This is a genomic window from Mucilaginibacter gracilis (assembly GCF_003633615.1).
Taxonomy (GTDB): domain Bacteria; phylum Bacteroidota; class Bacteroidia; order Sphingobacteriales; family Sphingobacteriaceae; genus Mucilaginibacter; species Mucilaginibacter gracilis.
On sequence record NZ_RBKU01000001.1, the window covers coordinates 6,028,654 to 6,051,750 of the forward strand.

23 protein-coding genes are annotated in these 23,097 nt (G+C 41.7%); 17 read left to right on the forward strand and 6 right to left on the reverse strand.

Annotated elements, in window-relative coordinates; all coding sequences use genetic code 11:
* Positions 1-47: 47 nt before the first annotated feature.
* Positions 48-431: a BlaI/MecI/CopY family transcriptional regulator gene (locus BDD43_RS26820; RefSeq protein ID WP_121201301.1), complete on the forward strand. Its 384-nt coding sequence runs from the start codon at positions 48-50 to the stop codon at positions 429-431.
* Positions 428-2,653 (forward strand): TonB family protein, encoded by a 2,226-nt coding sequence (locus BDD43_RS26825; RefSeq protein ID WP_121201302.1) that lies wholly within the window; start codon positions 428-430, stop codon positions 2,651-2,653. Before BDD43_RS26820 ends, BDD43_RS26825 begins: the two co-directional genes overlap by 4 nt.
* Before the next feature lie 4 nt (positions 2,654-2,657).
* Here the strand turns inward: BDD43_RS26825 and rsmG are convergent, their stop codons facing one another.
* From rsmG to BDD43_RS26840, 3 genes are read right to left on the reverse strand one after another with little or no spacing between them, the layout of a single operon-like run.
* Complete coding sequence (gene rsmG / locus BDD43_RS26830; RefSeq protein ID WP_121201303.1) at positions 2,658-3,290, reverse strand: 16S rRNA (guanine(527)-N(7))-methyltransferase RsmG; 633 nt, start codon at positions 3,288-3,290, stop codon at positions 2,658-2,660.
* Positions 3,280-3,885: an RNA polymerase sigma factor gene (locus tag BDD43_RS26835; RefSeq protein ID WP_121201304.1), complete on the reverse strand. Its 606-nt coding sequence runs from the start codon at positions 3,883-3,885 to the stop codon at positions 3,280-3,282. Before BDD43_RS26835 ends, rsmG begins: the two co-directional genes overlap by 11 nt.
* Positions 3,876-4,991, reverse strand: a complete 1,116-nt coding sequence (locus BDD43_RS26840; protein WP_121201305.1) for a glycosyltransferase — start codon at positions 4,989-4,991, stop codon at positions 3,876-3,878. The genes BDD43_RS26835 and BDD43_RS26840 overlap by 10 nt, the downstream gene beginning before the upstream one ends.
* 116 nt (positions 4,992-5,107) lie before the next feature.
* On the opposite strand from BDD43_RS26840, the gene tgt reads away from it, so the two are divergent.
* The 5 genes from tgt to BDD43_RS26865 all read left to right on the forward strand — a co-directional run bounded on the left by tgt (position 5,108) and on the right by BDD43_RS26865 (position 9,552).
* Complete coding sequence (gene tgt / locus BDD43_RS26845) at positions 5,108-6,238, forward strand: tRNA guanosine(34) transglycosylase Tgt (RefSeq protein ID WP_121201306.1); 1,131 nt, start codon at positions 5,108-5,110, stop codon at positions 6,236-6,238.
* A 3-nt stretch (positions 6,239-6,241) separates the two neighbouring features.
* Positions 6,242-7,330: an LptF/LptG family permease gene (locus BDD43_RS26850; protein ID WP_211339740.1), complete on the forward strand. Its 1,089-nt coding sequence runs from the start codon at positions 6,242-6,244 to the stop codon at positions 7,328-7,330.
* Positions 7,330-8,232: a DMT family transporter gene (locus BDD43_RS26855; RefSeq protein ID WP_162847180.1), complete on the forward strand. Its 903-nt coding sequence runs from the start codon at positions 7,330-7,332 to the stop codon at positions 8,230-8,232. Before BDD43_RS26850 ends, BDD43_RS26855 begins: the two co-directional genes overlap by 1 nt.
* An 83-nt stretch (positions 8,233-8,315) precedes the next feature.
* Positions 8,316-8,594, forward strand: coding sequence for a LapA family protein (locus tag BDD43_RS26860; protein ID WP_121201308.1), 279 nt, complete (start codon positions 8,316-8,318; stop codon positions 8,592-8,594).
* 76 nt (positions 8,595-8,670) lie between these two features.
* Entirely contained in the window at positions 8,671-9,552 is an 882-nt protein-coding gene (locus BDD43_RS26865; protein WP_121201309.1) for an NAD(P)-dependent oxidoreductase, read from the forward strand.
* Between the two features lie 98 nt (positions 9,553-9,650).
* Here the strand turns inward: BDD43_RS26865 and ispE are convergent, their stop codons facing one another.
* Positions 9,651-10,454 (reverse strand): 4-(cytidine 5'-diphospho)-2-C-methyl-D-erythritol kinase, encoded by an 804-nt coding sequence (ispE, locus tag BDD43_RS26870; protein ID WP_121201310.1) that lies wholly within the window; start codon positions 10,452-10,454, stop codon positions 9,651-9,653.
* Positions 10,455-10,628: 174 nt separating this feature from the next.
* On the opposite strand from ispE, the gene BDD43_RS26875 reads away from it, so the two are divergent.
* The 8 genes from BDD43_RS26875 to BDD43_RS26910 all read left to right on the forward strand — a co-directional run bounded on the left by BDD43_RS26875 (position 10,629) and on the right by BDD43_RS26910 (position 19,405).
* The gene (locus BDD43_RS26875) at positions 10,629-11,450 is read left to right on the forward strand and encodes a thymidylate synthase (RefSeq protein WP_121201311.1); all 822 of its coding nucleotides are present in this window, start codon (positions 10,629-10,631) and stop codon (positions 11,448-11,450) included.
* A 148-nt stretch (positions 11,451-11,598) separates the two neighbouring features.
* Positions 11,599-12,081, forward strand: coding sequence for a dihydrofolate reductase (locus tag BDD43_RS26880; protein ID WP_121201312.1), 483 nt, complete (start codon positions 11,599-11,601; stop codon positions 12,079-12,081).
* 114 nt (positions 12,082-12,195) lie between these two features.
* Entirely contained in the window at positions 12,196-15,150 is a 2,955-nt protein-coding gene (gene secDF, locus BDD43_RS26885) for a protein translocase subunit SecDF (protein ID WP_121201313.1), read from the forward strand.
* A 175-nt stretch (positions 15,151-15,325) separates the two neighbouring features.
* Positions 15,326-16,639, forward strand: coding sequence for an NAD(P)/FAD-dependent oxidoreductase (locus tag BDD43_RS26890; RefSeq protein WP_121201314.1), 1,314 nt, complete (start codon positions 15,326-15,328; stop codon positions 16,637-16,639).
* 83 nt (positions 16,640-16,722) lie between these two features.
* Positions 16,723-17,046, forward strand: coding sequence for a hypothetical protein (locus BDD43_RS26895; protein ID WP_121201315.1), 324 nt, complete (start codon positions 16,723-16,725; stop codon positions 17,044-17,046).
* 9 nt (positions 17,047-17,055) lie between these two features.
* Positions 17,056-17,400 (forward strand): hypothetical protein, encoded by a 345-nt coding sequence (locus BDD43_RS26900; protein ID WP_121201316.1) that lies wholly within the window; start codon positions 17,056-17,058, stop codon positions 17,398-17,400.
* An 8-nt stretch (positions 17,401-17,408) separates the two neighbouring features.
* Positions 17,409-18,542 (forward strand): glutathionylspermidine synthase family protein, encoded by a 1,134-nt coding sequence (locus BDD43_RS26905; RefSeq protein WP_121201317.1) that lies wholly within the window; start codon positions 17,409-17,411, stop codon positions 18,540-18,542.
* A complete protein-coding gene (locus tag BDD43_RS26910; protein WP_121201318.1) occupies positions 18,539-19,405 on the forward strand; it encodes a hydroxymethylglutaryl-CoA lyase in 867 nt (288 codons plus the stop codon). The genes BDD43_RS26905 and BDD43_RS26910 overlap by 4 nt, the downstream gene beginning before the upstream one ends.
* Positions 19,406-19,511: 106 nt before the next feature.
* On the opposite strand, the gene BDD43_RS26915 is transcribed toward BDD43_RS26910, so the two are convergent.
* Positions 19,512-19,934: a GNAT family N-acetyltransferase gene (locus tag BDD43_RS26915; RefSeq protein ID WP_121201319.1), complete on the reverse strand. Its 423-nt coding sequence runs from the start codon at positions 19,932-19,934 to the stop codon at positions 19,512-19,514.
* Complete coding sequence (locus BDD43_RS26920) at positions 19,915-20,409, reverse strand: low affinity iron permease family protein (protein WP_121201320.1); 495 nt, start codon at positions 20,407-20,409, stop codon at positions 19,915-19,917. The genes BDD43_RS26915 and BDD43_RS26920 overlap by 20 nt, the downstream gene beginning before the upstream one ends.
* Positions 20,410-20,681: 272 nt before the next feature.
* On the opposite strand from BDD43_RS26920, the gene BDD43_RS26925 reads away from it, so the two are divergent.
* Together BDD43_RS26925 and BDD43_RS26935 are read left to right on the forward strand one after the other, a co-directional pair.
* Positions 20,682-21,818: a lactonase family protein gene (locus tag BDD43_RS26925; RefSeq protein ID WP_121201321.1), complete on the forward strand. Its 1,137-nt coding sequence runs from the start codon at positions 20,682-20,684 to the stop codon at positions 21,816-21,818.
* 538 nt (positions 21,819-22,356) lie between these two features.
* Entirely contained in the window at positions 22,357-23,043 is a 687-nt protein-coding gene (locus BDD43_RS26935) for a PRC-barrel domain-containing protein (RefSeq protein WP_147425754.1), read from the forward strand.
* The last annotated feature ends 54 nt before the right edge of the window (positions 23,044-23,097 follow it).

Genomic DNA, 23,097 nt, shown 5'->3' on the forward strand with positions numbered 1-23,097 from the left:
TTTATAGTTTATACCTTCATTAAACCAAACTATAAAAATAGTTAGTCATGAAGAAAACCATCAAAGAACTCACCAAGGCAGAAGAACAAGTAATGCGCATACTATGGCAACTTAAAGAAGCCATTGTAAAAGATGTTGTTGAACAAATGCCGGAGCCCAAACCGGCTTATAACACCGTTTCTACCGTAGTACGAGTGTTAGAAACCAAGGGATTTATTGATCATAAAGCATACGGTAATTCGCATGTGTATTTCCCGGTGATAAGCGAAGACAATTATAAAAAGTTTGCCTTCGATAAAATCATGAATAACTACTTCAGTAACTCGTACCAAAGTTTGGTTTCGTTTTTAGTGAACGAAAAAAACATGAGCGTTAACGAACTGGAAGAATTAACCAAACTGGCCCAAAACCTCAAAAACAAAAAGCCATGAACCTGATACACTATTTATTAGAGGCTAACCTATATCTGGCCGCCTTTTTTATGCTTTATGTTTTGTTTTTAAGAAGCGAAACGCTGTATCAACTCAACCGCGCCTACCTGCTTATAACCAGTTTAATTGCTTTTGTTATTCCGCTACTGCAACTGGGCATTTTAAAACCGGTTGGCAATGCGTTGGCCGATACCGGCACAATATCAATTGACGATGGGTTAACCAATGTAACGGTTTTACCTGCCGTTACGCAAGCAAATACACAATTGCAAACCGCCAAATGGACATTAGCCGATTATGAGTTAGCTATTTATGTAACCGTTACCTTGGCATTGTTTGCTTACCTCGTTTTTAAAATTGTTAAACTTATTGCATTATCAAAAAAAGGAACTGCAACACGTAAGGATAATTTTACGGTGATTGAAATTCCCGGTCAAAATGTGGCCTTCTCGTTTTTTGGGTACTTGTTTGTAAATACCGAATTGCTTTCGTCGCAAACCATACTGCACCACGAAGAAGTTCACATCCGGCAAAGGCACTCCTGGGATGTTATTTACTTTGAGCTTATCAAAATCATCAACTGGTTTAACCCCGTTGTTTATTTAATGCAAAGAAGTTTAAAAGAGGTACACGAATTTATTGCCGACCAGCAAGTAGCCAATAATGAAACCGGAGCGGCAGACTATGCCGATTTTTTAATCAGCAATGTTTATGGCTTAACGCCCAACCAAATAACCAATTCGTTTTTCAATAAAAACCTGTTAAAAAGAAGAATAATTATGTTGTATCAAAAAAAATCGGGCAGGGCTGCAAGGCTTAAATACCTGCTAACCCTACCGCTGTTAGCAGGGTTATTATGCCTTTCAACAATGGCATTCACCAATAAAAACTATGGCTGGCTTGATTTGGCTCCTAAAACACCTTTTTCAAATCTACAAAAATCCAAAACCGCAGTAACCGACACTACCGACGAGTATACTAAAGGATGGAATGACGCTGCGCGGGACTACAAAAATGGAAAAGCCCTTAATGAGCCGCAAACCAACGTTAGCGATACAACACCACATAGTAAAACTGCCGGTAAGGCATTGGCCGATACCACTAAAAGCAACCTTATATTTAATGCTGTTGAACATCAGCCGCAATTTCCGGGTGGCGAAGAAGGTTTTAAAAATTTTTTAATAGCAAACATCAGATACCCAAAAGCGGCTAAAGATGCCAAGGTATCCGGACGGGTATTTGTACAGTTTATTATTGAAAAAGACGGAAGTTTAAGCGGCCTTAAAGTACTGCGCGACCCCGGTATGGGTTTAGGCGACGAAGCTGTTAGGGTACTGCAACTATCGCCAAAATGGGCACCGGGCGTGCAAAGCGGCAAAACTGTTAGGGTACAATACACGGTACCTGTTAACTTTGCGCTGGATGACGACAAGCCTATTGTTGTTAAAGAATCAAACCCGCCCGTGCCGCAACTTGCCAATATTCAGCCGAATGATGGTGGCCCGCCAGTTTATAACTCAGTTGAAATACTGCCCCTTTTCCCCGGTGGTTTACGCGCCTTTCAGAATTTTTTAACAACAAACATAAGGTATCCGGCTGCCGCCAAAGTAACAGGCGTACAAGGCCGTGTATTTGTACAGTTTATTGTTGAAAAAGATGGCTCGCTATCAAATATGAAAGTATTGCGCGACCCTGGTAGTGGCCTGGGCGATGAAGCAGTACGCGTATTAAGTTTATCACCAAAATGGGTTGCCGGTACAAACAAAGGACAAACGGTTAGAACGGCGTATACCGTACCTGTAAATTTTGCTTTGACCGATAATAACGCGCCTAAGGATATAAATGCTTTATATAAATATGTGCAGACACATGTACGCTATCCGGCTCAAGCCAAAGAAAACAACATACAAGGCCGGGTATTTGCAGCATTTACGGTTGATGCCGATAAAAAAATACAAAATGTGTTGATATTGCGGGCACCCGATAAATCAATAGCCGACGAAGTGACAAGGGTAATAACAAACTGTGGTGTTTTAAGCGATGGTAAACTCAACACAACCTATACTATACCGGTAAACTTTAGCATCAATTATGATAATTACAAAACCGATGCACCTAAACCGGTAAACGCCCAGCCCGTAACTAACAAATACGAGCCTAACAATAATGAAAAAGTGACCTTAAACGAGGTAGTTGTTACTACCTACCCAACCGTTAAATAGTATATTAAACTATTCCCTTTACGTAGATAACTTGCTTGGTTTCAAAAAACTCCTCGTTAAAGTAATCTTTCAGTTGAAATTGCCGAACCTTTAAACCAGATTCGGCAATTTCTTGTTTTAAATCGCCGCCTTTAAGGTAAAGTATTCCGTTAGGGAGGGTGTTGTTTGATGTTTTGTTAAACTTATTTTTAACCCAGGGATAAAAATCTTTAAGCTGCGTTACCGCACGCGATACCACAAAATCAAACTTCCCGCTCACCTCTTCGGCGCGGTTGTGTGATGCCTTTACGTTATCCAATCCCAGGGCACTGGCAACTTCCTGCACTACTTTAATTTTTTTCCCTATAGAATCAACCAAATGAAATTGGGTTTGCGGAAACATAATGGCTAAAGGTATGCCGGGGAAACCGCCGCCTGTGCCAACATCCAACACTTGTTCGCCGGGTAAAAACTGCATTACTTTGGCAATTCCTAACGAGTGCAGCACATGGCGTTCAAACAGCAAATCAATATCCTTACGGGATATAACGTTAATTTGGCTGTTCCAATAGGTATATAAATCAAACAGTTGGGCGTATTGGCTTTGCTGCGGGTTGGTTAAGTTATCGAAGTGTTTGTTAATAATGTCAGATGTCATCGCGGTTACGTGCGTTTACAATGTTACCCAATAAATACCTTGCTCTAAATAACTGCGCTTTAACAGTGCCTAAAGGCAAGTCGAGTTGTTCGGCAATTTCCTCGTACGATTGTTCGTCGAAGTAGCGCAATACAATCAAGTTACGATAACGGGGAGGCAGGCTATCTATCAAAAGTTTAAGCAACTGGGTTTGCTCCCGCTTCATCGACATTTCTTCCGGGTTAAGCGTGTCCGATTTAATTTGCAACGGCCTGTCGTCGCCGTCCTCATCAACCATCCCGTTTATCGATAAGGTATTCAACTTTTTTTTCCGGATAAAATCGATACAGTTATTGGTACCTACCCTAAACAGCCAGGTACTAAAGGCGTAGTCGGGCTGGTACTTATCCAGTTTTTCAAAGGCTTTGGCAAAAGTTTCCACGGTAAGGTCCATTGCATCCTCCTTATTGTTAACCATTTTAAGGGCCATAAAGTAAATAGAGTCCTTATAACGGTGCATCAGGTCGGCATACGCTTTCTGGTCCCCTTCACGAGCTCTATTAACTAACCTAAAGTCGTTTTTAGCATTATCAGAAAAATTTGCATTTACTTCCATTGCTTAGTTTTGGTAAAGGTACCCAATAAGCCAAACAAGTTTAGGTATATGTAATAAATAATATCAAAAAAAGGCAGGTACCAAATTAAATCGGCACAGCTTAATTTTTTATAGATGTTGTTATAGATGGCAACCTGAAAAATAAGACGGAACATAAATACCCCCAGCAGCATCCACGGCAGGTAACTCACTACCGCCAAATAAATAAGCAGGGCGTAAAACACAAAACCGCTTATGGCATCAAAACTTAAAAAACGCCTATGTTTATTTTTATAAAGCTTACCCACGCCCATGTGCCGCTTTTTTTGCCGGTAATAGCTTCTAAACGTTTCTTTAGGGCTACTAAGGATGTGGGCATCACGGTGTATCTCTATATCCACATTCTGGCTTGTAGCGTTTTGATTAACAAATAAATCGTCGTCGCCGGCCATAACATGCATGTGCGCCGCAAAGCCTTTGTTGGCAAAAAACAAAGTTTTAGTATAGGCCATGTTGCGGCCTATACCCATATAAGCTTCACCGTTTAACGCTGCCGATAAATAATTTATGGCGGTTTTTAAGGTTTCGAACCTGATAAACAAATTTAAAAGCCCACGCTGCCGTTTATAGGGCGAGTATCCTAAAACTATTGCCGTTTTGCCTTTAAATTTGTCGGCCATGCGGGCTATCCACCTTCCGGATACTGGTTCGCAATCGGCATCGGTAAATAGCAGGTGCTCATTTTTAGCGGCCTTTATACCCATTGTTAATGCAAACTTTTTGCCGGTTTTAAAACGGGGATGCTCGGTTACGGTAACTACTTTGAGTTTTGGGTATTGCTTTTCGTACTCGAGCAATAAATAGTCCGACATATCCGACGAGCAATCGTTAACAACAACAACTTCGTAGTCGGGGTAATCCTGATCTAAAATTATGGGCAGGTTATTTTTTAAATTATCGTGCTCGTTACGTGCCGAGATAATTACAGATATGGGCAGGTTACTAACCGGAGCATCACCGGATGGTTTATAGGATGCCAACCGCCTGTGATTGGCTATTAAAAAATAAAGTTGAGTAATAAAACAGACCTGAAGAACGACGAAAAATATTTCTTTTATAACTTCCAAAACCGCGATTTTTAAAAACAGGGTAAATTTCTTAAAAAGTAATGAATTTACGATTGTAATGATAAAATAATTCGGCTTAATAATAAGGGCTTTATTTGTTAATTTTGCCCTTTCAGATGAAATTCAAATTAACAGCAAATGATCCGCTTTCAAAGGCCCGTGCCGGCGAAATAACTACAGATCATGGTACCATACAAACGCCTATTTTTATGCCTGTGGGCACTGCAGGCACAGTTAAAGCCGTTCACCAGCGCGAATTAAAGAACGATATTGAGGCGCAAATAATTTTAGGCAACACCTACCATTTATACTTGAGGCCCGGTTTAGATACGCTTGAAAAGGCAGGCGGCCTGCATAAATTTAACGGCTGGGACGGCCCGATATTAACTGATAGCGGCGGCTACCAGGTGTATTCGCTCACAGAAGTTCGTAAAATTAAGGAAGAGGGCGTAACGTTTCGTTCGCATATTGATGGTTCAAAACACCTGTTTACGCCCGAGAATGTGATGGATATACAGCGCACCATTGGCGCCGATATTATTATGGCCTTTGATGAGTGTACCCCCTACCCTTGCGAATATGGCTACGCGCGCCGAAGTTTAGATATGACTCACCGCTGGTTAAAACGCTGCTGCGACAGGTTTGACAGCACCGAACCTAAATACGGCTACAGCCAAACATTTTTCCCTATTGTGCAAGGTTCGGTTTATAAAGACCTCAGGATGAAATCTGCCGAGGTTATAGCATCCTTTGAGCGCGAAGGCAATGCCATAGGCGGCCTATCGGTAGGCGAACCGGCCGAAGAAATGTACGCCATGACCGAAGTGGTGTGCGATATATTACCGAAAGAAAAACCGCGTTATTTAATGGGCGTAGGTACACCCGTTAATTTGCTGGAAAATATAGCACTCGGTATTGATATGTTTGATTGTGTTATGCCTACCCGCAATGGCCGCAACGGCATGTTGTTTACCAAAAATGGTATTATCAATATTAAGAACGAGAAGTGGAAAAACGATTTTTCGCCGGTTGATGAAGACAGCGACCTTTTTGCCGATATAAGCTATTCAAAAGCTTATCTTCGTCATCTGATACATTCGGGCGAGATGTTGGGCGCACAAATAGCTACCCTGCATAACCTGCATTTTTACTTGTGGCTGGTTAAACAAGCCCGCGAAAAAATAATTGCAGGTAATTTTTACGATTGGAAAAACAGCATGGTTAAATCACTTGCGCAACGTTTATAATACATGTTAAATAAATACATCAAAGTTTTCGATTGGTATATCATCAAAAAATACCTGGGCACCTTTGTATTTACCATAGCTATTTTTGTGGTGGTTATTGTGGTTTTTGATGTATCCGAAAAGCTGGATAACTTTTTAAAAGCCAACGTAACACTAAACCAAATCATATTTCAATATTACGCCGGCTCTATACCGTTTTATATTGATATGCTATCGCCGCTTATTAACTTTTTGGCGGTAATATTTTTTACGGCAAAAATGGCCAACCAAACCGAAATTGTTCCGATTTTAAGCGGAGGTGCCAGCTTTAACCGCTTTTTGCGCCCTTATTTTATATGTGCCTCTTTAATATTCACGGTATCGTTATTTGCCGATATTTATTTAATCCCGTTTACCAATCAGCTAAAAAACACTTTCGAAAACTCGTATGTGGTGCTCGAAGATCATACAAAAGTTGATGTGCATATACAATTAGATAAAAACACCTTTGTATACATGCAAACATTTAATGACGACATTAAAACGGGTTATATGTTTACGCTCGAAAAATTTAACGGTGATGTAATGAAACAAAAGCTTACCGCAAATAGTATTGGTTACGATACCGTAAAACACCGTTGGACCATGCATGGCGTTGATGTTAGATATGTTAATGGCTTACGCGAAAAGATGGTTCATAGCGAGACTAAAGACACTGTTTTGGAGATGGTACCGGCAGATTTTGTTTTGCATAACAACATTTACAACGCCATGTCTATGAGCGAGCTGAACAAAAAAATAGACAACGAATCTATGCGCGGTACCGGCGTTTTGTACGACATGCTGTTTGAAAAATATTACCGCTTTGTACACCCTTTTGCCGCCTTTGTACTCACGCTTATCGGCGTTTCATTATCGTCCCGTAAGGTAAGGGGCGGTGTTGGTTTACCTTTGGGTATAGGTTTCTTTTTATGTTTTGCTTATATTGTTGTAGATAGGTTTGCCAACGTATTTTCGCTTAAAGGCGGTTTGCATCCTATCATCGCAGTATGCATCCCCAACCTGTTATTTGGCTTATTAGGCTATTACCTGTTACGTAAGGCTCCAAAATAATGCCCGGCACCACTACCAAAACACAGTTAAATAAAAACCTTATTATTTTACATTTTACGGTTTTTATATGGGGCTTTACCGGCATTTTGGGTAAACTTATCCACGTACAATCGGTTTACCTGGTTTGGTACCGGGTGCTTATAGCTTTGGTTACGCTTTATGCCTATTTTAAGTTTAACGGCAACAATTACAAGGTAACACGCAACCTGTTTTTAAAACTATTTTTTATTGGCGCGCTGGTTGGCGGCCATTGGATATTGTTTTTCCAGGCCATAAAATCTTCCACGGTTTCGGTAACGTTGGTGTGCCTGTCGTCCATAACCTTGTTTACGGCTATTTTTGAACCTTTACTGAGCAAAAAGAAAATCTCGAAACTCGAAATACTGGCCGGCTTGTTCATTATCTCGGGCATTTTAATAATTTTTAAATTTGAAACCCAATACACACTGGGTATTGTTTTGGGTTTGTTAAGCGCAACCTTTGCCAGTTTATTTTCCATATTTAATTCAAAACTGGTTAAGCACAGCGATGCTCCGGTTATTGCTTTTTACGAACTGTTAGGTGCCGTTGTATGGATAAGCATTTATTTGTTATTTACAGGCGGTTTTAATGCCAGCATGCGGTTAGTACCTGCGGATATTGGATACCTGGTTATATTAGGTACCGTTTGCACATCGCTGGCTTATGTTGCAGGTGTATCGGTAATGAAAGAGTTTTCGGCCTTCCGCGTTGCACTCATAACCAACCTTGAGCCCGTGTATGGCATTATAATGGCATTTTTATTTTTTGGCGAAATGGATAAAATGACAGCCGGTTTTTGGGTTGGGGCCATCATTTTATTATCAACCATATTTTTATTCCCGGTTGCTAAAACAAGGCTGGCGGCGCGCAAAGCAACATAATAGCTCTGCCATTTTTTTTATCGCATTAATTTGAAATAAATTTAAAAACTTTCATCTTGGTTTAACTGTTTACCCCAATAACTATGCGCATCAAAACAATCCTACTCATTGTTGTAACTATTTTGCTTACTGTAATTATTATGCAAAATAACCAGGAAGTAACATTCAGTATTTTATTTTGGAATCCACGGTTCTCTATCCTCATTTTAACGGCGGTTATTGCGGTAACAAGTTTATTAATAGGCATCCAAATAGGCCGTCCGCGAAAAGCAAAGTTCGACGAATCGCACCCATCTATGGATAACCCAACCGGTACAAAAAACCCACCCTTAACCGACGAGGATCGCGAATACATTAAGTAACGATACTTAAAACTTTAAGTAACTTAGGTAACGCTTTGCACTATCTGGTTTTAAAACGCACATCAAAAAAATTATTATGACTATAGGATTTATTGGCTTAGGAAATATGGGCACCCCAATGGCCCAAAACCTTATTAAAGCCGGATACCATTTACAAGTTTACAACCGCACCATTGCCAAAGCCGATGAGCTTGAGCAGGCATCAATTACCAAATGCAATACCCCTGCCGAGGCTGCTGCCAACGTTCAGTTTGTGGTATCGATGTTATCAGAAGATGAAATTTTGAAAGAAGCTGTTTCGGGCGAGAATGGCCTATTGCACACGTTCCCCAAAGGAGGCGTACATATTTCCATGAGTACCATTTCGCCCGAAACTTCCCAACTGCTTTCCGGCCTGCACGAGCAGGCTGGCAGCCATTATATTGCCGCTCCGGTTTTTGGCCGCCCCGAAGCGGCAGCCGCAAAAAAACTATTCGTTTGTACATCGGGCGCGGCCCTGCACAAAGCAGCCGCCCAACCTATACTAGAGGCCCTGGGCCAAAGCGTAACCGATTTTGGTGAAGACGCCGGGGCAGCCAACGTACTTAAAATTGCAGGTAATTTTATGATTATTGCCTCGCTGGAACTAATGGCCGAGGCCTTTACCCTTGCAGAAAAAAACGGATTAGACCGTGTGGCTGTTGCCAACTTTTTTGGCTCAACCTTGTTTAATGCACCTATTTACCAAAACTATGGCAAGCTTATTGCCAACAAGCAATACCAACCGGTAGGCTTTAAAGCCCGCCTTGGCTTAAAGGACGCCCGCCTTGCAATTAAACTGTCGCAAACCAGCCATACACCTATGCCGCTTGCCATGCTGGCGCACAACCGCTTATTAACAGCCGTTGCAAAAGGTGGCGGCGATAATGATTGGGTTGAAGCTTTTGGCAAGGGCGTTACAGATGATGCGGGAATTTAATTAGCCCCACCCAAACCCTCCCCGGTAGGGAGGGTTTAATAATCAAATGCTATATAAAATTAAAATGCTAATCAAAAGTCTCCCCAACCGGGGGAGATTTAGAGGGGGCTAAACACTTGGTTATCTTTTTCCAAAAATTCCAGGTCGGGCTTGTTTTCAAATATCCCGAATACGGAGGCACCGCTGCCGCTCATGCTGGCATATAAAGCTCCGGCCTGGTAAAGGGCTGCTTTTACGCCCCTAATTTCGGGATGCGCCTTAAAAATATGATCTTCAAAATCGTTTTTTATGTGGTTGCGCCACTCGGCAACGGGCAGTTTTATCAATTCTTTTAACGATGTTTTTACCGGTGCAGGTTTTACGCCCCGATAAGCCTCACCTGTGGATACATGCGTAGGTGGCATCACCAAAGCCAGGTAGTAGCCAGAAAGATTGAGCGTTACCGGTTCAAACTGGTCGCCCTTGTCGAAAGCGAATACAGGTTTGCTTTCTATAAAAAAAGCACAATCGGCACCTAAAACGCGCGCATAATTGCGCATTGCTTCGGCAGATAAATTTAAGCCGAACATTTGGTTAATTAACCTGATAAAATATCCGGCATCAGCCGAACCCCCACCCAAACCGGCGCCAATAGGAATGTGTTTATGCAGATGAATGCTCACAGGAGGCAAGTCATGATCCTGCTTCATCAGGTGATAAGCTTTGATGCAAAGGTTATCTGCTACGTCGCCCGGTATACCCAGGCCCGAAGCTTCGAAGTGCAAGTGGTCGCTTTTTATAATCTCCAACACATCGTTTATTTTGATGGGATAAAAAACAGTTTCCAAATCGTGGTAACCATCTGCGCGGCGGGCGGTAATATTTAACCCTATATTTATTTTAGCTATCGGAAAATTTATCATAAACGAAAACGACTAACAACGGACTCTATTTTTGCACATCCCGTAGGATACCAAAATTAGTTTTTTTTCTTTTGTGTTTTGGAAAAGTTATTGGTTAGTGAGTTATTAGGTTATTGGTTAATGGTACCTCGCCCAAATAACTCAGTAACACAATAACCCAATAACTACAAAAACATGAAACAATACCTCGACCTGATGCAACATGTGCTGGATAACGGCGCTCAAAAACACGACCGTACCGGAACCGGGACGATAAGCGTTTTTGGATACCAGATGCGTTTTAACCTGCAGGATGGTTTTCCGTTGGTTACTACTAAAAAGCTGCACCTTAAATCAATCATTCACGAACTGATATGGTTTTTGAGCGGCGATACCAATATACGTTACCTGAAAGAAAACGGCGTACGCATTTGGGATGAGTGGGCCGATGCCGACGGCAACCTTGGCCCTGTTTATGGTTACCAATGGCGATGCTGGCCAAAACCAGATGGCGGACACATCGATCAGATAAGTCAGGTTATCAAAACCCTGAAAAGCAATCCCGACTCGCGCCGCATTATGGTTTCGGCCTGGAATGTTGCCGATGTAGAACAAATGGCACTGCCACCCTGCCATAGCTTATTTCAGTTTTATGTGCAGCCCCCTAACCCCCAAAAGGGCGAACTGAGAGGCAAATTGAGTTGCCAGCTATACCAGCGTAGCGCCGATATTTTTTTGGGCGTGCCATTCAACATTGCATCATACGCTTTGCTTACCATGATGGTAGCACAAGTGTGCGATCTGGATTATGGCGATTTTATCCACACCCTGGGGGATGCACATTTGTACAACAACCACCTTGAGCAAACGCGTTTACAACTAAGCCGCGAGCCCCGGCCACTGCCAACCATGAAGATAAACCCCGATGTAAAAGATATTTTTGGATTTAAGTTTGAGGATTTCAGCCTGGAAAATTATGATCCGCATCCGCATATTAAGGGTGTGGTAGCCGTGTAATTTTCTTTTAATAACACCCTGCTATTGCAAATTACTAAGCAATCTCTACGCAGCACAAACGGACTTACAGAGCGGCTCTGTATAGTTTAGATATTGCTTCGTACCTCGCAATGACGTAATGTTTAACCTTTTTTAGCTCCATCACACCATGTACATAACCATTGTAGTAGCCATTGCATCCAACTATGCCATCGGGAAAAATAACCAGTTGCTTTGGCATCTCCCTAAAGATTTAAAGCATTTTAAAGATATTACTGCCGGAGGCACCGTTATTATGGGCCGCAAAACGTTCGATTCGGTAGGTAAGCCGTTGCCAAAGCGACGTAACATTATCATCACCAGGCAAAATATAACTATTGATGGCTGCGAAGTTGTTAACTCGCTTGATGCTGCCATTGCACTTTGTAAAGATGAGCAAGAAGTTTTTATTGTTGGCGGAGCCGAGATTTACCGCCAGGCTATGCACATTTGCAACCGCATATACCTCACTATAGTACATCACGCTTTTGATGCAGATACCTTTTTCCCGGAAATTGCTTACAAAGAGTGGAAAGAAACAGAGCGAGAAGACCATGAAACCGACGAAAAACACGCATTTAGCTATTCTTTTATCACTCTGGTACGGGCCTAACAATTAATGTTTTATTTTGTGTGATTAAAAAAATTCATTTTGCGAAATTTTATTAGATTTGCCATCTTGTTAAAAAAGCTTATAGACTAATTGATTACACATTTTTAATTTACAATGCAAGGTAAAGGGATTATTAAATTTTTCGCAATTCTACTGGCGGTAGTTTGCTTATATCAGCTCTCGTTCACATTTGTGGCGCAGAAAGTTAAGCGCGATGCCAAAGAATATGCGAAAGGTAACATGGCAAAGGAAAGAGGCTACCTGGATTCGATGGCTACACAGCCAGTCTATCCGGTACTCAAACACACTTATCAATACTGCTTAGACAAGGAAATTGCTTTGGGCTTGGATTTGAAGGGCGGTATGGACGTTACCATGCAAATATCATTGGTTGAATTGGTAAAATCGTTATCAAACAATAACCCTGATGTTGCTTTTAACCAGGCTTTAAGTAATGCTTCGGCAATTGCTAAAAACAGCACGGCCGATTACATAACCCTGTTTGTACAGGAATATGAAAAACTGGTGCCTAATGCTAAACTGGCCGCAATATTTTCTACAAAAGAAAACCAGGATCACATTAAGTTTAACGCCACAAACAACGAAGTGCAAGCTTACCTGCAAGACCAGGCTAAGGTTGCCATTATACAGGCCAAAACGGTATTAACTACCCGTATTGACCAGTTTGGCGTTACACAACCCAATATCCAGCTTCAACAAGGCAACCGGATATTGATTGAGTTACCCGGTGTGTTTGATAAGGAACGGGTTGATAAGCTTTTACAAGGTTCGGCAAATTTGGAGTTTTACGAAACTTATGAAAACGCCGATTTTTATCAGTTTTTAATGAATGCTGATAAAATTTTAGCCGCAAAAGCTAAAGCCGCAAAAACCGATACAACAGCTAAAGTTGCTGCTGCAACCGGTACCAAAACAGATACCGCGGCAAAATCAAACGCACTAAGCCTTTTAAATAAAGTTAAAAAGAGTGCAGATAAAGACAGCACATCGGCGCTAGGCAAAAATCAGGCTTCGCAAAACCCATTGCTTTCTTTATTGCATTTGAGTATTTACCCCGGTCAAAATAACCAACCTCAACTTGGTACTGGGCCGGTTGTTGGTCAGGCTCTTCAAAAAGATACTGCCAAAATCAATGCGTTTTTAAACAGCCCCGAGGTTAAATCTTCGATGCCACGTAATGCTAAATTATTATGGGGTGTAAAAGGCAGCGAGAAAAAAGTATTTGAATTATACGCTGTTAAATTATCGGGATCAGAAAACGGACCGGTATTATCGGGAGATGTAATATCAGATGCCGGACCAAGCACTGACGAAAAGGGAAACCCCGAAGTTAGAATGGTTATGAACTCGGAAGGCGCTACCAAATGGAGAAGAGTAACTGCCGAAGCTGCTGCTAAAGAGCCTAAAAAAGCTATTGCTATTGTATTAGACGACAATGTATACTCGGCACCAACCGTACAAAACGAAATTTCGGGCGGTATATCATCCATCAGCGGAAGCTTCACTATTGATGACACTAAAGATTTAGCCAACGTATTAAAATCGGGCCGTTTAAAAGCTCCCGCTCACATTATAGGCGAAGAAATTGTAGGTGCCTCGTTAGGGCAGGAAGCTATTAGCGATGGTTTAACCTCATCATTAGTAGGTTTATTGGTGGTACTAGTGTTTATGGTACTTTACTATAACCGTGCAGGTACTGTAGCCTGTGTGGCGGTAGTAGTTAACGTATTCTTTTTAATGGGTGTACTGGCCAGCTTACACGCAGTGTTAACCTTAGAAGGTATTGCTGGTATAGTTTTAACCCTGGGTATTGCGGTTGATGCCAACGTATTGATATACGAGCGTATCCGCGAAGAACTTGATCATGGCAAATCGTTACGTATTGCTATTGCCGATGGTTTTAAACATGCGTTATCATCAATTCTGGATTCTAACATCAGTACGTTCCTTACCGGTTTAATACTTTATATATTTGGTTCGGGCCCTATCAGAGGTTTTGCTACCACTTTGATGATTGGTATTGTAACTTCATTATTCTGTTCTTTATTAATTTCAAGGTTAATTTTTGAATGGTTGCTTAAAAGAGATAAGCCAATCAAGTTTTCAAACCCATGGAGTTCACATACTTTCAAAAACGCTAATTTTGCGTTTGTTAAAAACCGTTTCAAGTTTTACATCTTCTCGGGTGTATTTATCCTTATCGGTATTGTATCAATGGCTACGCGGGGCTTTAACTACGGTGTTGATTTCCGTGGTGGCCGTACTTTTATCGTTCGCTATGATCAGCCGGTATCAAGCGAAAAGGTAAACGACGTGCTTGTTAACATGATGAGTAAAGAAACCATAGTTAAAACCTACGGAACATCTGGCCAGCAAGTAAGCATTACAACTACTTACCTTATTGACGATAACAGCGATGGCGCCGATGCCAAAGCACAGGCTAAACTAAACGAAGGGCTTTCGCAAATACCGGGCAAGTTCCAAATTATGAGCCAGCAAAAAGTAGGCCCAACCATTGCAAGCGATTTAAAATCGTCGGCAGTGTACGCGGTTCTTTTCGCCATCATTATTATATCCATTTATATATTGGTTCGTTTCCGCAAATGGCAGTTTAGTTTGGGTGCAATGATTGCAACCGCGCATGATGCCTTGCTGGTATTATCGTTCTTCTCTATATTTAAAGATATGTTGCCGTTTTCGTTGGATATTGACCAAAAGTTTATTGCCGCTATATTAACGGTAATTGGTTACTCTATTAACGATACCGTTGTAGTGTTTGACCGTATCCGCGAGTTCTTGAACCTGCACCATGCTAAAACCGATAACCCTAAAGAGGTTATTAACCAGGCTATTAATAGCACCCTAAGCCGTACCATTATTACAGCTTTAACTGTAGTGTTTGTATTGATAGTGTTATTTATATTTGGTGGCGACGTAATTAGAGGGTTCTCGTTCGCATTATTAATTGGTGTGTGCTTTGGTACATACTCGTCTATATGCGTGGCAACTCCTGTTATTATCGACTTCGGAAAAAAAGACCTGCGCTAGATTCAATAAAACTTATAATAGCGAGCCTCCCGGTAAACACCGGGAGGCTTTTTTATTTAACACTAATTTGAAAATGAGACGGCTTAATCGAATTACTTTCGCTCAAATCCCAATATCCATACCCCAAATCTAAATTGCTGCCAAACACATTTTTAGCCCAATTGTATAATGTATTATGGAAACAGAAAACAATTCAAAATTTCCCAAATTAGTAATTATAGGCGGCGGCTTTGGCGGTATTGAACTGGCCAAACATCTGGACGATAAGCCTGTGGATATTATCATGCTGGATAAACACAACTATCACACCTTTCAGCCTTTATTATATCAGGTGGCAACAGGCGGCCTGGAGGCCGATTCGATAGCCTTCCCGTTGAGGAAAATATTTGAGGGCCAAAAAAATTTTAGATTCCGGATTGCCGAAGTAACCAAAATACGCCCCGGGGATAATAGCATTGACACCACTATAGGCGAAATAAAGTACGACTACCTGGTAATTGCAACCGGCTCAACCACCAACTTTTTTGGCAACAAGCAAATTGAGCACTTCTCGATGCCGATGAAAAGCATACCCGAGGCACTCAACCTGCGGAGTATGATATTGCAAAATTTAGAAGAAGCCATATTACAAAACGGCAAAGAAGCGCGCGAACCTTATATGAATTTTGTTGTAGTTGGCGCCGGCCCCACCGGGGTTGAACTATCGGGAGCCATTGCCGAATTGCGCAATCATATTTTACATAAAGACTACCCGGAACTTAATAAAGACGAAATGAAGGTTTACCTGGTTGAAGGTTTGCCCAAAGTATTGCAGGTAATGTCGGAGCAGGCATCATCCAAATCAACCGAGTTTTTAAAGGAGATTGGCGTTGAAGTGTTAACCAATGTAACCGTTAAGGATTACGACGGTAAGGAAATTAAATTAGGAGATGGCAAAAGCATTAAAACGCACAACGTAATCTGGTCTGCCGGGGTAATGGGCCAGGTGATTGATGGTTTACCAAAAGAAGGTATAGTAAAAGGTAACCGCATACAAACCGACGAAATAAACAGGGTTAACGGGCAAACCAATATTTTTGCCATTGGCGACGTGGCCGCTATAATTACTCCTGATACACCAAAAGGCCATCCAGGTGTAGCACAGGTGGCCATACAACAAGGCACGCACCTGGCTAAAAACCTCATCAAAATAATTGACGGCCAACCCGCCGAACCGTTTAAATATAACGATAAAGGGTCGTTGGCAACCATAGGCCGCAACAAGGCCGTTGCCGATATTGGTAAAATACGCTTCCAGGGATTTTTTGCCTGGCTGGTGTGGATGTTTGTGCATTTAATATCATTAGCCGGTTTCCGCAACCGGGTGGTTGTTTTTATTAACTGGATAGGCAGCTATTTTAGCTATAATGGCGGTACACGGCTCATCATCCGTAAATTTATTCGCGAAGAAATTGTGGCAACAGAGCACTTGCCGAAAGCCAACGATTGAGTAAAAAAGGTCTGTCAATTTATTTTGAGATTACTCAATCTTACATAAATAAATGTATGTTTGGGTAATTAATATATTAATAAATGAAACAACTTTTACCTATAACATTGCTATTATGCCTTTTACTTTGCAGCTGCGGAGATGATGATAATGATGATAAAGCTAAACAGGTTGATAAAAAGGGCAGCATAGAGGTTACACTCAGCACAAGCCATATCGACTCGTTAAAAGATCTGATAACTACGCATTACATAGTTTGGCGAAGGGGACAGAAGATAAAAGAATTTGACGTTAAAGATACCGTAAAAAGCTTAGGCCTATCGGCAACCGAAGGAGAAGACGATAATGGTAATACCAAAAATATGGTAGTGCCCGAGGATTATGATTTTTACGTAACCGTTAAATAACCAGTACCAATGAAAAAATCTAAGGCTATTACCCTAGTACTGGTTACCGGGCTTTTGGGTTGCAAACAAAATAAGCAACAAAGCCACATATATATGCGTACCGATACAACCGGCAATTATTCGCCTACCACAAGTGGCTTTCATGGATACTACGTTTTTAGAGCTTATGGCAGTTATTACGATGGTGCTCATTACGGTAAAAGACACGGAAGATCATTCAACAACTTTGGTGGCCACGCAGGCTACGTAAGGCAAGGATATTCAAGTTCGGCAGTACATACTTCGCACAACGGTAGCGTATCGCGCGGTGGTTTTGGTAGTATAGGTGGCTTTCATGCATCTTCTTCATCTTAAAAAAAATAATGAAGCGTTTTAAAATATCCCCCCGCAATAACTGGCAAAAAACGGTTGAAGCCTTAGGCTTTAATTTTCATAGTACCGATGTACCGTATTGGGATGAAACCGCCCATTACACCTTTACCATGCCCGAGGTAGAAAAACTTGAAGCCGTTACGGCCGAACTGTGGGACATGTGCATACAAGCCGTTCAGTATGTTATTGATAATAACTTGTTTGAAGCCTTTAAGATTCCGAAATTTATTATCCCGCATATTGTAGATTCGTGGAACGAGGATGCGCCAGCTATATACGGCCGGTTTGACTTTTGGTATGATGGCATTGGCGAACCCAAATTGATTGAATTTAATGCCGATACCCCTACCTCACTTTTTGAAGCATCAATTATACAATGGTTTTGGCTAAAGGATTTTGATGAACCGAAAGATCAGTTTAACTCACTGCACGAGAAGCTGATTGATTACTGGAAATACCTTAAAAATTACCTGTATAACGACAAATTATATTTCAGCTGCATAAAAGATAGTTTAGAAGATTTTACTACCACAGCCTATATGCAGGACTGTGCAATGCAGGGCGGACTTGACACGGAGTTTATTTACATTGAAGACATTGGTTGGGACAATAACAATCAATATTTTGTTGATTTAAAAAACCAACCCATCCGCAATATTTTTAAGCTATATCCGTATGAGTGGATGGTGAACGAAGCTTTTGGGCAAAACATAGTTACAGATACTCAGAAAGCACTGTGGATTGAGCCAAGTTGGAAAATGTTGTTAAGCAACAAGGCCATTTTAGCTATTTTATGGCAATTGTTTCCTGAGCATAAAAATTTGTTGCCTACGTATTTTACCAGGAGTGATTTAACAAAATATGTTAAAAAGCCTTTCCTCTCGCGCGAGGGCGCAAACATAACCATTGTGGAAAACGGCTTGGTAATAGAAGCTACTGATGGCGATTACGGTGAAGAGGGCTATGTTTACCAGGAATTGTGCAAGCTGCCCAATTTTGATGGTAATTTCCCGGTAATTGGCAGTTGGGTTATTGGGCAGCAACCCGCGGGTATAGGTATCCGCGAGTCAGATGGGTTAATTACCAATAATATGAGCCGCTTTGTTCCCCATTTAATTGAATGAAGAATAAACAGTATGCAATAAAACTCACCGAGTGCCCGCGCGATGCCATGCAGGGGATACATAACTTTGTGCCAACCGAAGTAAAAGCCCAATACATCAACCTGCTTTTGCAGGTTGGCTTTAACACTATCGATTTTGGCAGCTTTGTATCGCACAAGGCTATCCCGCAAATGCGTGATACCGCTGATGTTTTGGCACGGCTTCATCTCGATAATACCACATCCAAATTGTTAGCTATCACTGCTAATTTGCATGGTGCCGAAGATGCGGTAGCGTTTGATGAAATCAGCTATCTGGGTTTTCCGTTTTCTATATCCGAAACCTTTCAGCAGCGTAATACAAATTCCGGAATTCGGGAATCGTTTAATACAGTTAAAAAGATAAACAAGCTTTGCCGCTCAAACAATAAAGAATTATTGGTTTACTTATCTATGGCTTTTGGCAACCCTTACGGGGACGAATGGAACACTGATATGGTTACCAAATGGGCCGGGCAAATGGTTGATGAAGGCATCAGCATTATTTCGCTGGCCGATACTACAGGGGTATCAACACCTCAAAAATTAAAGGAAATATACCCTGCGCTATGCGCTGCCTTCCCCGAGACCGAATTTGGCGTACACCTGCATTCGGTACCGGCAACTAGCCTTGAAAAAATAACGGCTGCCTATGAGGCAGGTTGCGAACGCTTTGATAGTGCCCTTAAAGGCTTTGGCGGCTGCCCAATGGCCACCGACGATTTAACAGGCAACATAGCTACCGAAAACCTAATAAGCTTTTTACAGCAGCAAGGCATTGATTTAAGCCTTGATATGGCCAAATGGGATGAAGCAATGAGTTACTCGGCAAAGATTTTTGGATAAAATAACTCAACTTTCATGGCGAGAAACTAAACTACCGCACGGAAACAGAGCGGCTCTATACGGTACGCGAAGGCAACACTATAGCTTACAACCAAACGGTTTACATTTACCTTGCCAGCACCATTTTATAATGCCTTATTCCGGCTTCTTCAAACTCCGGTCCGGTTTTTTCAAAGCCAAATCTTTGGTAAAGCGTTACGGCATAAATTTGCGCGTGCAGGTAAATGTAATTGGCATCGGCAGGTAAATCGTTCAACACGGCTTGTACAAGGGCCTGCCCTATTCCATTATTTCTGTATTTACCCAATACGGCAAAACGCTCCAACTTGTATCCCTTATCGGTTTTACGCCAACGCGAAGCCCCCGCGGGCTCACCATCAACAGTGGCTAAAAAATGATTAGATTCTTCTTCATGCTCCCATTCCAACTCCGGAGGGCAATTTTGTTCGCCAACAAATACTTCTCGCCTTATGGCAAATACCTCGTCCAAATGGGCAGGCTGGTATACTTTACTTACTTTTATCAACATCTTTTAGTTTTTCGCGCTCCCTGTGGTAGTTCACACGTTCTGATTTATACTGGTGATTATCATCGGCTGCATCAATAGAATGTGTGCAACCTAAGTCATCCTCCTGCTTAGCTAAGATAGATAATCGGACGTAAAATTTACGTAATTGATCCAATTCCTTTTCGGTAATATCTTCAATATTAACCATACGGTTACTTGCGCCCTGGTGAGCGGCAATAAGCTCGTTCAATTTGAGGTGAATAGCTTTCGAATCTTTATTTTGCGATTTTTGTATTAAAAAAACCATCAAAAAGGTAATAATGGTTGTGCCCGTATTGATAATGAGCTGCCAGGTTGTTGAGTAACTAAAAACCGGCCCCGTAGCGCCCCATATTACAATACTTGCAGATGCTAATATAAAAGCCGCTGAACTGCCTGTAGCGTTAGTAGCCCAATTAGAAAACCTTTCGAAAAAGTTCTTTTTTTTATGACTCATGAGTATAAATTTAGCCTTATAACAAAAAAATATTGCTGTTGTTGCAAGGTCACATAAAAAGTACGTTTGCAGTGACCAAGTGTTTTAGGCTGGCTAACCGAAAGGTGTTTTTTGGCCTAATAGCTTACTTATTGCCTATTTGTTGTATGCAGTGCCTGCTAACGGGCTACTGCCATGTAAAGTAAAAATATATGGAGTAGCGCACTGCAAAAACGCAGGATATTTTTTGTTGATGATACATTTATTAACTTGCGCCATCAATATAACCCAACATGAAAAAAATTTTTGTACTGCTTTTGCTTACTTATCCGGTGTTAGCCATGGCGCAAAACACCGGCGGCAAGGTTTATAACCTATTAGTTGGCACCTATACCACTGGTAAAAGCCAGGGCATTTATGTTTATCATTTTGATACCAAAACCGGCAAAATAACCTATCAGGATAAAGTAACCGGTGTAAACAATCCATCGTACCTTGCGGTATCAAGCAACCGCAAATTTGTTTATTCGGTTAACGAAGTTGGTGCCGACCGCGCTGGCAGTGTAAGTTCTTTTTCGTTTAACGCTAAAGCCGGAAAGCTGGTGCTTATTAACAAACAACCATCAAACGGTGGTGGCCCTTGCTATATTTCGGTAGACAGGGCAAATAAAAACGTATTTATAGCCAATTACGCAGGTGGCAGCCTATCTGTTTTACCTATCAAAGCCGACGGATCATTAGCCGAGCCATCCCAAACTATACAAGACGAAGGCACGGGCCCCAATACAAGCCGCCAGGCAGGGCCGCATGTACACACCGCCGTACTATCACCCGACGAAAAGCTTTTACTATATACCGACCTTGGCACCGATAAGCTTAACATTATGCGCTACGCCCCGGCAGAGGCAAAACCCTTAACACCCGCCAGCCCTGCATTTATTGCGGCCACAGGTGGAGATGGCCCCCGCCATATTGCGTTTAGCCCAAACGGCAAATTTATGTACCTGATATGCGAAATGGGCGGCGATATTAATACCTACGAATATAACGACGGGCAACTGAAAAAAACCGAATCTAATACCTTAGTGCCCGATGGTTTCCAAGGCATAATTGGTGCTGCGGATATTCATATCTCGCCCGATGGAAGATACCTTTATAGTACAAACCGGGGCAGCGTGAATGAGATAGAAGTTTTTGCTGTTAACAAGGATAATGGAAAACTCACCTTTATTGAACGAACATCAAGCTTAGGTAAAACCCCGCGCAATTTTGTGATTGACCCTACAGGCAATTTTTTACTGGTAGCCAACCAAACCAGCGATGACGTATACGTTTTCCGGATCAACAAAACCACCGGCAAGCTAACTTACACAGGCGAAAAACTGGAAGTAGGCAACCCTTCGTGCTTAAAGTTTGCGGCGATAGATTAAATTAAAAAGCCATGCCCTCTCGTATGGATGACATGGCTTTTTCAACGCAAAATCCGAACGCGAAATTCCGAAAAGCACACTGAAAATTTGCTTTATGTTGTTCCAAAACTTTTTTTTTAACTCATAAAACTATTCAGCGGCTAATTGCAACCCCTGTTTTTCCGGAGGTGTTTTCTCTAAAGCTTTGTCAACTTTGGGAGGCAATGAGATAGCTATTTTATAAGATGTCCGCTTAGATGGATAAGGTGTTGAACAAACGCGGCACCCTTAACAATAAGTTGAATAATTTGCACGGCAAGTAAAGTTTTCATATTGATTTGTTGTTTGATGAAACAAATATGACGCAGAACTGGCATTTTCGCCACAGGTTTTAGGCGAAGGGCACTAAAACGTCGGTGAACGGTAATAAACGACATCCAAAACATTTTCACCGGGGTTTTTGCCGATAATTTTCTTAACCAATTAAAACAATTTTACCGTGCCAACGCTTTATAACGGTAGTGATAATACTACAGACCAGCTACTTAAACTTGTTAACATGAAACGTGATATTAACAGCCTGATAGGCTATAAAATAGCCGCCACCGATGGTGACCTGGGCACTGTGAAAGATTTTTATTTTGATGATAAAACCTGGACCATACGCTACCTGGTAGTTGAAACAGGGGGCTGGTTATCAAGCCGTAAGGTGCTTATATCGCCGCAATCGGTATTAACAGATTATGGCACCACGGGTAAATTTAGCGTTAGCTTAACTACCGAACAGATAAAAAATAGCCCCGATATTGATACCGACCTGCCCGTATCGCGCCAGCAGGAAGAAATTTTACATATGCACCACTCCTGGGAAAACTATTGGGAAAGTACCTTTTTTGGCGGAGGCAATACTGCCGACGCTATCCCGGCTGTTGAAGTAGAAAACGCGAATGACGACGAATTGCCAAAAGCTACTTACGATGTAAGCCTGCAAAGTGCCAAAAATGTTAGCGGCTACCACATACACGCCATAGGCGGCGAAATAGGCCACCTTAACAATTATATTTTAGACGACCAAACCTGGACGATAACCGATTTGGTGATAGATACTGCCAACATGATAGGCGGCAAAAAAGTACTGGTGCCAGTAAGTAATGTAGATGCTTTGCAATGGTCGAACTACGAGGTGTATTTAAACATCACTCCCGAGGCGGTTGAGAATAGCGCGGTTTATATCCCGGTAGAATAATTTGTCAATCGAATTACTCGTTACAAAGCAAAAAGCACCCATAAAACAGGTGCT